General features: G+C 73.7%; 6 protein-coding genes and 2 pseudogenes. 4 read left to right on the top strand and 4 right to left on the bottom strand.

The genetic code is table 11. The features are described 5' to 3' along the window. Positions 1-11: 11 nt before the first annotated feature. Positions 12-2,459: a nitrate- and nitrite sensing domain-containing protein gene (locus RBJ77_RS48305; protein WP_372350781.1), complete on the bottom strand. Its 2,448-nt coding sequence runs from the start codon at positions 2,457-2,459 to the stop codon at positions 12-14. 397 nt (positions 2,460-2,856) lie between these two features. Here RBJ77_RS48305 and RBJ77_RS48300 point away from each other — a divergent pair, with 397 nt between their 5' ends. Beyond that, positions 2,857-3,294 carry a hypothetical protein gene (locus tag RBJ77_RS48300; RefSeq protein WP_372350782.1) on the top strand — a complete coding sequence of 146 codons (438 nt, stop codon included), beginning with the start codon at positions 2,857-2,859 and terminating at the stop codon, positions 3,292-3,294. 21 nt (positions 3,295-3,315) lie between these two features. Here RBJ77_RS48300 and RBJ77_RS48295 read toward each other — a convergent pair. Together RBJ77_RS48295 and RBJ77_RS48290 are read right to left on the bottom strand one after the other, a co-directional pair. Next, positions 3,316-4,543: pseudogene (locus RBJ77_RS48295) on the bottom strand (NAD(P)/FAD-dependent oxidoreductase). Positions 4,544-4,591: 48 nt separating this feature from the next. Continuing rightward, a complete protein-coding gene (locus tag RBJ77_RS48290) occupies positions 4,592-4,912 on the bottom strand; it encodes a bifunctional 3-phenylpropionate/cinnamic acid dioxygenase ferredoxin subunit (protein WP_255967717.1) in 321 nt (106 codons plus the stop codon). A 160-nt stretch (positions 4,913-5,072) separates the two neighbouring features. Here RBJ77_RS48290 and RBJ77_RS48285 point away from each other — a divergent pair, with 160 nt between their 5' ends. The 3 genes from RBJ77_RS48285 to RBJ77_RS48275 all read left to right on the top strand — a co-directional run bounded on the left by RBJ77_RS48285 (position 5,073) and on the right by RBJ77_RS48275 (position 9,706). After that, positions 5,073-5,891: an IclR family transcriptional regulator gene (locus RBJ77_RS48285; RefSeq protein WP_372350780.1), complete on the top strand. Its 819-nt coding sequence runs from the start codon at positions 5,073-5,075 to the stop codon at positions 5,889-5,891. Positions 5,892-6,056: 165 nt separating this feature from the next. Further along, positions 6,057-8,540 carry an FAD-dependent oxidoreductase gene (locus tag RBJ77_RS48280; protein WP_372350779.1) on the top strand — a complete coding sequence of 828 codons (2,484 nt, stop codon included), beginning with the start codon at positions 6,057-6,059 and terminating at the stop codon, positions 8,538-8,540. Positions 8,541-8,560: 20 nt separating this feature from the next. Further along, positions 8,561-9,706 (top strand): aromatic ring-hydroxylating dioxygenase subunit alpha, encoded by a 1,146-nt coding sequence (locus RBJ77_RS48275; RefSeq protein WP_372350778.1) that lies wholly within the window; start codon positions 8,561-8,563, stop codon positions 9,704-9,706. Here RBJ77_RS48275 and RBJ77_RS48270 read toward each other — a convergent pair. Next, positions 9,703-12,511: pseudogene (locus RBJ77_RS48270) on the bottom strand (hypothetical protein); the annotation flags it as partial. The gene RBJ77_RS48275 and the pseudogene RBJ77_RS48270 sit on opposite strands and share 4 nt — an antisense overlap.

Raw genomic sequence — 12,511 nt, 5'->3', positions numbered from 1 at the left:
ACCGCGCGGGATCACGTCGTCCTCGCCGGCGAGCGCGAGCGAGCGGTGCCGCCCGCCGGCGCGATCTCGGCCCGTCGGTCGCCGCGGTCGCGGTCGCCGGCGTCGCGGTCGTGCCGCTCGCCCGGTTCGGCGGCGGCGCGGTCGCCGTCCCCCGGCCGCGTGTGGCCGACGGGCCTGCCGTGCGAACTGACGAGCTTGGGAGTACGCCGCCGCGGCAGCGGTACGAGGCCGCCGGGCGCCGCGTCGCGGGCATCGTCGTCGGTGTGGCCGGGGCCTCGCCCCGGCCCGTCGTCGGCGGCCTGCTGGTGCTGCTCGCCGGGCACGCCGGCGACGGGGCGGCGCGGGCGGAACAGGTCGCCGCGCTCGCTGTCCTCGTCCCCCAGGGCGCCGGGGAAGGAAGTCATGTCCGAGGTGGTCAGCGGTGCTTCCAGTTCCACCGGTCCGTCGAGCACGGAGGCCGGCAGGCCGGGCAGCGCCCCGGTCCCCTGCTTCGGGTCCCGGCCGGCCGGGGTGGCGCGGCGGGCCGCGTCGGGCCGGTCGAGGCGGAATCCGGCGCCCTCGGTGTCGGGGGCGTCCGTGAGCAGCGTGTCCGGGATGAAGACGACGGCGGTGGTGCCGCCGTAGGGGGACGGCTGGAGGGAGACGCGGACGCCCTGCCGCTGCGCGAGGCGGCTGACCACGAAGAGGCCGAGCCGGTCGGTGTCGGAGAGTTCGAACTCGGGGGTCTCGGCGAGCCGCAGGTTGGCGTCGAGGAGGGCGTCGGCGGCCATGCCGAGCCCGCGGTCGTGGATCTCCAGCGTGAACCCGTTCGCGACACGCTCGCCGAGGACCTGGACGGCGGTGTGCGGCGGGGAGAACACCGTGGCGTTCTCCAGGAGTTCGGCGACGAGGTGGGTGAGGTCCGCGACGGCGGGGCCCGTGACGGCGACCCTGGGCAGCCGGCGCACCTCGATGCGCTCGTAGTCCTCCACCTCGGCGACGGAGGCCCGCACGATGTCCATGAGCTGGACGGGCTTGCGCCACTGCCGGGACGGGGCGGCGCCGGAGAGGATCACCAGGCCCTCGGCGTGCCGGCGCATGCGGGTGGTGAGGTGGTCGAGGCGGAACAGGTCGGCGAGTTCGTCGGTGTCCTCGGTCCTGCGCTCCATCGTGTCGAGCAGGGTCAGCTGCTTGTGGAGCAGTACCTGGCTGCGGCGGGCCAGGTTGACGAAGACCTCGGAGACGCCGCGGCGCAGTTCGGCCTGTTTGACGGCGGCTTCTACGGCGGATCTCTGCAGGGTGTTGAGGGCCTGGCCGACCTGGCCGATCTCGTCCCTGTCGTAGTCGAGGCGCGGGGCCTCGGTCTCCACGTCGACCTCCTCGCCGGCGGCGAGGCGGCGCATCACGCCGGGCAGCCGCACGCCGGACGCCTCGTGGGCTTCGAGGCGCAGCCGGCGCAGGTCACGGATGAGGCTGCGGCCGATGCGGACCGACAGGAACAGGGAGAAGAGCAGCGCGAGGAGACCGAGGACGCCGGCGATGCCGGCCCGCAGGAACACCTTGACGGCGACGGGTCGGGCCCGGTCCTGGTAGCGCTCGGCGGCCTCGGTGTTCCGGTCGGAGAGTTCGGCGAGGACCGGCCCGGCCGCGGCGTCCCAGCTGCGGGCGGTGACGCCCTTGGGGGCGCCCGGCGCGCCGTTCGCCACGGCCTTCTCCGCGGTGCGCAGCGGGTTGGTGTCCGGGCTCTTCCAGTACCGCTCGAAGCGGGCGCGCTCGTCCTCGGGGAGCAGCGCGAGGCTGCTGTCGTACAGCAGGGAGCGCTGGGCGATCAGGTCGGAGACCTGGCGCAGCTCGGCGCGGTCGAGCCGGCGGGCGACGAGGCCGGAGCCGACCAGCGCGTCTTCCTGGGAGAGCAGTTCGCGGGCCTCGATGACGCCGACGAGGGCGCGGCCCTGGCGCTCCGTCTTCGAGTCGTCGAGGGCGGTGATGTCGAGCAGGAAGTCGTACGTCGGCTCGATGAGCCGGGTGTAGAAGTCGAGGGCCTGGGCGCGGGTCACGGTGCCCTCGTCGACGTTCCGGCGCAGCGACTCGATGCCCTCGAAGCCCTCCACGACGGTGTCGAGGGTGGCGCGCGCGTCCCCGTCCATCTCGTCCCGGACGTCGGCGTCGCGGGCCTTCTCCTTGATCCCGGCCATCGCCTCGTCGGAGGCGCTGCGCCGGGTCCGCAGCGTCGACTGGGCGTCGGAGGCGCGCGGGTCGGCGAGGTAGACGAGGGTCTGGCGGCGTTCGTCCTGCAGCACGCGGCCGGTGTCGGCCAGGGGGTAGCCGATGGCGTCGGCGACCTTGTCCGCCGAGAGCAGTTGTACGGCGGCGCGGCCCGTGATGACCGAGGCGAACACCCAGATCGCCGTCAAGGACAGCAGCGGCACCAGCAGCAACGCCACGATCTTCCTGCGGATGGACTTCCCGCGAAAGCGCATGGCCTCCCCCAGATCGGCCCCGTGCGGTCAGGGGCACACATGTGCGTCAACAAACGGCGCGAGCCTACTACTGAGACACGAACAACTCGAAGACCTGTCCGGATGCTGTTCGCCTCAACACCGGTGCGGACGTCCGGAGTTGTCCGGTCATTGGGGGAGATTGCAGGCCGGAATTCATAGGGTTCGGAACGATCACAATCAGCCTTGATCGGTGGCCGGTTGGCCGGAATCCCTCTCTTTTCGGCATCGGGTCAGGACACTTGGCCGAATTCGGGAATCTTCCGGAGCTCTCGTTCGTCCTACCTCCAGGCGGCACGAGGGGCAGCACGCGGAAGCCGAGCAGGCTGCGTAAAGCGGAGCAAACCGGGCAGTCAGTGTGCAGGGCCGATGCGGGGGCATCGGTTCCGAAGGCCCGGGAGCGGTGGGGAGTGACGTGGTGATGGGTGAAGCGGGGCGACGGGAGCTGTGGGTCGACGAGCCGGCGAAGCGGCGGCGGATGCCTGACCCGGTCCGCACGGCCGCGGTGCGGGCGGTCCTCATAGTCGCGCTGACGCTCATCCAGGCGATGGTCGCGGTGCTGTGCTCCCTGACCGAGTCCTGGCTGGCGTTCCCCATGGTGTTGAGCAGCGTCGGGAGCACGGTGGTGGCCACCTGGGGCGTGCTCGACGTCTGGGTGACGCGCCAGGTGTGGAACCAGCGGCACGGCGTCGTCTCGGTCCCGGCGAGCACGGCGCGCCGGCTGCGCAAGGAGCGCCGGCAGGCCCGCCGGTCCGCCCGGCGGGCTCCGGAGAACATACGAGGACGGGGCACGGCCGGGCAGTTGACGCATACGTGACGCTCGCGGGCCGGGCAGGGGTCAGATCGCGCCGACCGCTCCCACGACGGCTCCCGGTGCCGGGCGGGTCTCGGCGCGGGCCAGTTCACGGCGGATCCGGGTGAAGGGGCGCGGCATGTCGAGGGCGAGGACAGCGGTCACCGACCCGTCCCGCTCGTAGTGCGCGAGGAAGCGGCCGTCCCGCGGTGAGCCGCTCACGATCCGGACGGTGTCCCCCGCGCGCCGCCGCCCGGCGTACTGGATGCGGCTCCCGTACTGGTCGGACCAGAAGTAGGGCAGCGGGCGAGCGAGCTCAAGGGTGCGTCCGGCGAGCAGATTGCGTACGGCCGCGCGGGGTTGGGCGGTGGCGCCGGTCCAGTGCTCGGCCCGCACGCCGTCGGCCCTGGCCACGTCGCCGACGGCCACGACCTGGGGAAGCGAGGTGACACAGCCGCCGTCGCAGAGCACACCGTCGCGCACGGCGAGCGTCGAGCCCGCCAGCCAGCCGGTGTTCGGCACGGCACCGATGCCGACGACCACGAGGTCGGCCGGGCAGCACCCGGCCGTCGGCGAGGGCGACGCCGGTGACCCGCGGGCCGGGCCCCTCCCCCGGCTCCGGACCGACCCGGCCCGCCTCCCGCAGTCCGGTCACCCCCACCCCGGTGATGAGTCGGACACCGCCTCGCTCGTGCAACTGGGCACATGCGGCGGCGAGTTCGGGTCCGAGCTGGGGCAGCAGGGGCAGTGGGGCCGCCTCGACGACCGTGACGTCGTGGCCGAGGGAAGCGCAGGACGACGCGGTCTCGGCACCGATGAAGCCGCCGCCGATCACCACGACGCGCTGCGGACCGTCGAGCAGGTCGGCGCGCAGGGCCCGGGCGTCGTCGAGAGTGCGCAGGGTGTGCACACCGGCCGGTGCGGGGCCGGGCAGCCGGCGGGCGCTCGCACCGGTGGCGATGACGACGCCGTCGCAGCGGACGGTGCCGCCGTCCGCCAAGTGGACAGTACGGCCCCGGGCGTCGAGTCCGCGGGCACGGACGCCGAGGAGCCACTGCGCGCCGAGCTCCCGGGTCTCCTCGGGGTCGGACAGGGCGAGCCGGTCCTCGGCGGCACGGCCGGTGAGGAAGTCCTTGGACAGCGGGGGGCGGTCGTAGGGCGCGTGCGGCTCCTCGCCGACGATCACCAGCCGGCCGTCGAATCCCTGCGCGCGGAGTTCACGCGCCGCGTACAGCCCGGCGAGGGAGGCGCCGACCACGGTCACGGTCCTCATGAGGCAGTGCCCTTCTGTTGACGGTGGGCCCGGCGGGCGGCACGCGGCCTACGCCGCGCTGTCCGCCGACGCGGCCGGGTGGACGTGGATCACGCCGTCGTCGACGGTCACCCGGTGCGTGCGCACGGGGCGGCGGGCGGGCAGGCAGGTGGGCTGCCCGGTACGGAGATCGAATGAAGCCTCGTGGAGCGGGCATTCGACCAGACAGCCCTCCAACCACCCCTCGGACAGCGAGGCGTCCTGGTGGGTGCAGGTGTCGTCGATGGCGTACAGCTCACCCTCCGTGCGGAACACGGCGATGGGCGGGACGGTGTCGATGCGGACGGACTCGCCCACGGGGAGGTCTTCGAGGCGGCAGACGGGAATCACGGGCCCCCCTCTCGGTCCAGGACTCTTCGGTAACATGATGTTCCACATGGCGCATGAGGGAGCGCTATGCGCAACAGAATCCGGTCGGGCGCCCGCATGCGTCAAGGGCTTCTCGAAGATGCGACCCGGCAACGGGCCGTCAGATGGTGGGAGTCGAGCTATGACCCGCAAGCAACCGCAGGTTGAGCCGGGTGCGCCGGTCACGGAGAAGCAGCCCAGGGGAACCAGCGGCGCCGTCCAGTCCGTGGACCGCGCCGTGAGCGTCCTGGAGAGCCTCGCGCGGCACGGAGAGGCCGGAGTCACGGAGATCGCCGACGAGTTGGGCGTGCACAAGTCGACCGCGTTCCGGCTGCTCGGCGTGCTGGAGAACCGGGGCCTGGTCGGGCAGTCCAAGGACCGCGGCAAGTACTACCTGGGAGCCGGGGTGCTCCGCCTCGCGGGGGCGGCGGCCGTGCGCCTGGACATCTCGCAGGAGGGCGGCCCGGTCTGCCGCGAACTCGCCGACGAGGTGGGCGAGACCGTGAACATCGCGGTGCTCGACGAGGACATGGCGGTCAACATCATGCAGGCCCGCGGCGCCGCCTCGGTCACCGCGCAGAACTGGCTGGGCCGACGCACCCCGCTGCACGCCACGTCCAGCGGAAAGGTGCTGTTCGCGCAGCTCCCGCCGGTGCTGCGCGAGGGGTTGCTCGCGCGCACGCTGCCCCGGTTCACCGCGCACACGATCACCGGCACGACGGCGCTGCGGGCCGAGCTGGAGGCGGTCGAGGACCAGGGGTTCGCCGTGGCCGTCGAGGAGTTGGAGCTGGGGCTCGCCGCGGTGGCCGCGCCGGCCAGGGGCCACGACGGCAAGGTCATCGGGGCGATCAGCGTCTCGGGGCCGGTCTTCCGGCTCACCGAGGAGAACCTGCCCGCGCTCGCCAAGCGCACCGTGGCCGCCGCCGCGGAGCTCTCCCGGCGGATGGGTCACGGCTTCTGACCGGACCGCACCGTTTCACGAAGGCTTAACTCCGGCCTCCCGACGGGGCCTTCACGGGGTCTTGACGGGGTCGTGACGGCCTTCCCACTATGGCTCCCATCGCCTCGCGTCGTCTCTCATCGCGCAACGCATCCTGCACTGCGCAACAGCGGAGGAGTTGGGCTTATGCGCGACAACGTGGTGTCCCCGGTCCGAGCGAGCAGCACCGCCGCCCCCGACTCCCGGATCGTCATCATCGGCGCCGGCATCGTCGGCTGCGCGCTCGCCGACGAGCTCACCGCCCGCGGCCGGCACGACGTCACCGTCCTCGAACAGGGTCCGCTGCCCGCCCCCGGCGGCTCCACCTCGCACGCTCCCGGGCTCGTCTTCCAGACCAGCCCCTCCAAGACCCTCACCGCCTTCGCCCGGTACACGGTCGAGAAGTTCAACGCCCTTGAGGTGGACGGACTCTCCTGCTTCAACCCGGTCGGCGGCCTGGAGCTGGCCACGACCCCCGAACGCTGGGCCGACCTGCACCGCAAGGCGGGCTGGGCGGCGTCCTGGGGCGTCCGGGGCGAACTGGTCCCGCCCGCCCGCTGCAAGGAGCTGTGGCCGCTCATCGACACGTCGACCGTGCTCGGCGGCTTCCACACCCCCGACGACGGTCTGGCCCGCGCCCTCCTCGCCGCCCGCGCCCAACTGGAGCGCGCCCGGCGGCGCGGCGCCCGCTTCCTCGACCGGCACACCGTCACCGGCATCGAGCGGCAGGACGGCCGCGTCACCGCCGTGATCACGGACCGCGGCGCCTTCCCCGCCACGCACGTCGTCTCCGCCGCCGGATTCTGGGGCCCGGTCATCGGCCGTATGGCGGGCGTCGACGTCCCCCTGCTCCCCCTCGCGCACCAGTACGCGAAGACGAAGCCGATCCCCGCCCTCAAGGGCGTGAACGACCCCCGCACCGAAGCCTCGAAGCCGATCCTCCGCTTCCAGGACCGCGACCTGTACTTCCGTGAGCACACCGACCGCATCGGCATCGGCAGCTATGCGCACCGGCCGCTGCCCGTGGACCCGTTCGCGGTCCTCGCGTACGACGAGGCGCGCGCCCGGGCCCAGGACATGCCGTCCTCGCTGCCGTTCACCGCGGAGGACTGGGCACCCAGCTGGGCGGACAGCCGCGCGCTGATCCCGGCGCTGCGGGACGCGGAGATCGAGACGGGCTTCAACGGCGTCTTCTCCTTCACCCCCGACGGCATGCCGGTCCTCGGCGAGGCGCCCGAACTGCGCGGCTTCTGGCTGGCGGAGGCGGTGTGGGTGACGCACTCGGCCGGGGTCGCGAAGGCCGTCGCCGAGTGGATGGTCGACGGTCATGCGCAGACCGACCTGCACGCATGCGATCTGCACCGCTTCGAGGACGCCCAGCGCTCCCCCGCCTACGTCCAGGACCGGGGCGCCCGGCAGTTCATCGAGGTGTACGACGTCATCCACCCGCTGCAGCCGATGGACCAGCCGCGCCCGCTGCGCGTGAGCCCCTTCCACGCCCGGCAGCGGGAGCTCGGCGCGTACTTCCTGGAAGGCGGTGGCTGGGAGCGGCCGCACTGGTACGAGGCCAACGCCCACCTCGTCGTACCCGGCGGACCCGAGCGGGACGCCTGGTCGGCCCGCCACTGGTCACCGATCGCCGCCGCCGAGGCCAGGGCCACCCGCGAGGGGGTCGCCCTCTACGACATGACCCCGCTGCGCCGCCTGGAGGTCACCGGCCCGGGCGCGCTCGCCTTCCTCCAGCACATGACCACCAACAACGTCGCGAAGAAGCCGGGCGCGGTCACGTACACGCTGCTCCTCGACGAGAAGGGCGGCGTCCGGTCCGATCTGACCGTGGCCCGGCTGGCGCCCGACCACTTCCAGGTGGGCGCCAACTCCCCCGCCGACCTCCACTGGCTGCGCCGCCACGCGCCCGCCGACGTCCACCTGCGGGACGTCACGTCCGGCACCTGCTGCATCGGCGTGTGGGGGCCGCTCGCCCGCGACCTCGTCCAGCCGCTGACCCGCGACGACTTCTCGCACGAGGGCTTCGGCTACTTCCGTGCGCGGCGGACGCACCTCGGGCACGTGCCGGTCACCGCGCTGCGGGTCAGCTACGTCGGGGAGCTCGGCTGGGAGCTGTACACCACCGCCGATCTCGGGCTGCGCCTGTGGGACACGCTCTGGGAGGCGGGCCGTGCGCACGGGGTGATCGCCGCCGGTCGGTCCGCGTTCGACAGCCTGCGCCTGGAGAAGGGCTACCGGGCCTGGGGCCAGGACATGACCGAGGAGCACACGCCGTACGAGGCCGGGCTCGGCTTCGCCGTCCGCCTGGACCGGGGGGACTTCCTGGGCCGCGCCGCCCTGGAACAACTACCGCCCCCGACACGCAAGTTGACCCCGCTCCTGCTCGACGACCCGGCCGCCGTCGTCCTCGGCAAGGAACCGGTGTCCGTGGACGGCGCACCGGCCGGTTACGTGACCAGCGCCGCGTACGGCTACACCCTCGGCCACTGCGTCGCGTACGCCTGGCTGCCGCCGCTGACCGCGGGCACCGCCGTGCAGATCGCGTACTTCGGCGAGAAGGTGCGGGCCACGGTCGCCGACGAGCCGCTGTTCGACCCGAAGATGACGCGCATCCGCCGCTGACGCCCCTCAGGAGACCGCCGATGCCCCCCGTGCCGACGACACCGACCGGCCCCAGCCTGATCGCCACGCTCCCGGGCCGCCACTACACCGACCCGGGCCTCTTCCGCACCGAGCAGGAGCGGATCTTCGAGCGCATGTGGTTCTGCGCGGTCCGCTCCGGCGACCTCGACCGGCCGGGCGCGTACCGGACCGTGCAGGTCGGCCGCGAGAACGTGCTGGTCACCCGCGCCCGCACCGGCGGCCTCAGGGCGTTCCTCAACGTCTGCCGCCACCGCGGCGCACGCCTGTGCACCGAGCCGCAGGGCCAGGTCCGCCGCACCCTCCAATGCCCGTACCACGCCTGGACGTACGACCTCGACGGCCGGCTGATCGCCGCGCCCAACCTGATGAAGATGCCGGACGTCGACCGGTCCGCGTACGGCCTCGTGGGCGTCGCGCTGCGCGAATGGCTCGGCTACGCGTGGGTGTGTCTCGCCGACGAACCGCCGTCGTTCGAGGAGACGGTGATCGGCGCCGCCGTCGAACGGCTCGGCGACGCGGCCGCCATCGAGCGGTACGGCACCGCCGGGCTCGCCCTCGGCCGACGCATCACGTACGACGTGAAGGCGAACTGGAAGCTGATCGTCGAGAACTTCATGGAGTGCTACCACTGCGCGACGATCCACCCCGAACTCACCGAGGTCCTCCCGGAGTTCGCGAACGGCTACGCGGCCCAGTACTACGTCGGGCACGGCGCCGAGTTCGGCGACGGGGTGAAGGGCTTCACCGTCGACGGGAGCGAGGGGTTCGGTCGGCTCCCCGAGATCGGCGACGACCACGACCGCCGCTACTACGCGATCACGGTCAAGCCGACCGTCTTCGTGAACCTGGTGCCCGACCACGTGATCCTGCACCGGATGTTCCCGCTGGCCGAGGACCGCACGGTCGTCGAGTGCGACTGGCTGTACGCGCCGGACGTCGTGGCGTCGGGCGCGGACGTGTCGAAGTCCGTCGAGCTGTTCCACCGGGTCAACGCGCAGGACTTCGCCGCGTGCGAGCGCACCCAGCCCGCCATGTCGTCCCGGGCGTACCGGGACGGCGGCGTCCTCGTGCCGACCGAGCACCACATCGGGAGCTTCCACGCGTGGCTGCTGCGGCAGGTGGACGCCACCGACGACAGGCCCTAGCCCACCTGAGTCTGCTCCGCGGGCCGCTTGTACATCCGCGTCGCGGTGATCTCGCCGTGCACCGTCTCCCCGTCCGGATCCTGCTGCGGCAGCCCCGGGCGCAGGTGCTCCTCCACGCTGATGTACTTCAGTCCTGCCCGCAGGTCCGCGTCGTTGCGCAGCCGGATCACCAGCGGGAACTCGGCGAGCGCCGTCGTGTCGAACAGACCGGTCGTGTACAGGAGCTGGACGCCCAGCGCGTCGGACACCGCGCGCTGGAGCTCCAGCAGGTACGTGGCGTTGGCGCGGCCGATCGGGTTGTCGAGGAACAGGGTGCCCGCGTGCCGGTGCTTGTCGCGGCCCCGGTCGTTCGACCGGAGCGCCGCCATCGTGCAGTACAGCGCGATGGCGGCGGTGAGCAGCTGGCCGCCGGAGAACACGTCGCCCATCTGTCCGACCGGTACCCGCTCGGCGCGCAGCACCGCGTCCGGCTTGAGGATCTCGACGGCGACGCCCTTGGGCTGCAGGGCGGCGCTGACGCCGCGCAGCAGCAGGGACATGCCGTCGCGCCGCAGGTCGGAGTTCTTCTTGACGGCGGAGCGGGTCGCCTCGTCGATGACCTCGCCGAGCCGCTCGGTGAGCGTCGCCTGGTCGGGCTCCTCGAAGCGGATCCGCAGGAACTCCTGCCCCGACCACTCGCCGAGTCCCTCGGGGAGCCGGGAGAGCCGCTGGGCGGAGCGCAGCGTGGCCAGGGCGGACTCGACGAGTCCGCGCAGGCGGTCCACGATCGAGTCGCGGTTGCGCTCCAGCTGCGCCAGCTCGTCGGTGAGGACGCGGAGCCGGGGCGCGAACGCGTCCGCCCACTTCTGCGCGTGCTCGGGCAGCGCCGACGCGGGCAGCTCGCGGATCTGCTGCCGCGCGGGCGTGCGCACCTGCTCGTACCGGGTCGCGTTCGCGTGCCGTACGAGGATGTCGCTCGCCTCGCGGACCGCGGCCTCGGCGGCGGACAGGTCGGCGGCGCAGCCGCGCAGGGAGCGGCGGGTCTCGGCGGCGGCCGTGCGGGCCTCCTCCAGGCTGCCCGGGTACGGCTCCGGCTCCTCCTGCTCGTCGGTGTCGGCGGTGTGGTCGCGGAGCAGGTCGCGCAGGAGCGCGGCCGTCTCGTCGAAGCCCCCGGTGCCGTCCTCCGCGGTGCGGTGTGCGGCGAGCAGCTCGGCGTGGGCGCCGCGGGCGGTCTGCAACGCCTCGGTGCGCGTGGCCAGTTCGGTGGTGGCGGTGCGCAGCAGCGACTGCGCGTGCTCGGTGTCGCGCGGTTCGAGGTCCTCGGGCAGCTCGGTGTGCGCCTCGCCGTCCTCGGGTGCGTGCCGCTCGGCCTCGCCGCGCAGCCGGCCGAGCTGCTCGCTCGCGGTGGAGGCGCGGGTCTCCAGGAGCTGGACGTGCTCCTCGGCGCGGGCCGCGGCGGCCTGCCGGGACGGGCCGTCGGAGCCCTCGGGCGACTCCAGGAGCGTGGCGGCGCGGGTGCGCACCTTGTTCGTCAGCCGGTTCAGCTCGGCGAGCGCGGCGCTCTCGTCGCTCTCGGCGCGCGCCTGCTCGGCCCGCAGGTCGGCGCCGACACCGACCTTCTCGTACACCTGGGACGCGGCCCGGTAGGCCTCGCGCAGCGCGGGCAGCGACGCCTTGGGGGCCTCGAACTCCGGGCCCACGGGAACATCGTCGGGGGCGCCGGCGATCTCGGCGCGCTCGGCGCGCAGCGTGCGGGCGGTGCGGTGGGCGTCGTCCGCGGAGCGCTGGGCGGCGCGGCGGTCCTCGTCGGCGGCGCGCGCGTGGTCCAGGCAGGACTGGGCGCGGGCCTCGAACTCGACGGCCTCGTCGGCGAGTTCACGGACCTTCGCCTGCCAGGCGGAGCGCTCGCGCAGCCGGTAGGCGAGTCCGGCGAGGGCGTCGGCGGCGCGACGTGCCTTCTGTGCCGCCTCCTGCCGCTCGTCGCGCACCCGGGACGCCTCCGCGGCGGCCTCGTCGGCCTCGGCGCGCACGGTGCGGGCCTCGGCGAGCTCGGCCTCCGTCTCCTCCGCGAACGTACGGGCCTCGTGCGCGGCGGTGGCGAGTTCGGCGAGGCGGCCGGCCGGGCAGCCGGAGCGCCAGGAGGTCAGGCGCGCCGCGAGCTCGCGGTCCTTGGCGAGGCGGCCGGCGAGCGCCCTGATGTCCTCGTCGCGCTGCGCGGCGCGGCTGCGCAGGGCTTGGCGCTCCTCGTCGGCGGCGTGCTCGTCGTGCATCGCCGGGTTCGGCGGGACGAGGAAGACCGCCTCGTCCGACGCGTTCTCCGCCGGGGTCGGCGCGAGCAGCGCGGCGGCGGTGCCGACGGCGACGGCGGAGCGGGGCAGCAGCGCCGCGCCGGCGAGTACGTCGCGGGCCCGGACGTGGGACGCCGGGTCGGTGATGATGACGCCGTCGACCAGTTCGGGCCGGGCCGCGAGCACGCGCGCGTGGTCGGCCGGGTCGACGGACTGGGCGAGGTAGCGCCAGCCGGGCAGGGCGGGGACGCCGTGCTCGCCGAGGAACTCGACGGTGGCCAGGACGTCCGGGCCCGGCGGCAGCAGGCCGCCGTCACCGAGGGCGCCGAGGATGCGGGAGTCGTCGGCGGCGGCCGTGCGCAGCTCGAACAGCTGCCGCTCGGCGGAGGCGACGGAGTCGTCGAGGAGGGTCTTGAGGTCGTCTGCGGCGCGGTCCACGTCCTCGGCGGTGAGCGGCGCGTCGGCGGCCGCGGCCCGCGCGCGGACGGCGCCGGGGAATCCGGCGCTCGCCGGCCCGCCCGCCGGGCCGCTCACCCCG

It is taken from the genome of Streptomyces sp. KL116D (assembly GCF_030766975.1).
In the GTDB taxonomy this organism is placed as follows: Bacteria; Actinomycetota; Actinomycetes; order Streptomycetales; family Streptomycetaceae; genus Streptomyces; species Streptomyces longispororuber_A.
Note: the sequence above shows the minus strand (reverse complement) of the source record. Positions and strands in the feature narration are given on the sequence as shown.

What these genes read in the sequence shown, in the direction of transcription:
- RBJ77_RS48305 (WP_372350781.1), bottom strand. Translation starts at nt 2,459, where the DNA reads ATGCGCTTTCGCGGGAAGTCCATCCGCAGGAAGATCGTGGCGTTGCTG.
- RBJ77_RS48285 (WP_372350780.1), top strand. Translation starts at nt 5,073, where the DNA reads ATGACCCGCAAGCAACCGCAGGTTGAGCCGGGTGCGCCGGTCACGGAG.
- RBJ77_RS48280 (WP_372350779.1), top strand. Translation starts at nt 6,057, where the DNA reads ATGCGCGACAACGTGGTGTCCCCGGTCCGAGCGAGCAGCACCGCCGCC.
- RBJ77_RS48275 (WP_372350778.1), top strand. Translation starts at nt 8,561, where the DNA reads ATGCCCCCCGTGCCGACGACACCGACCGGCCCCAGCCTGATCGCCACG.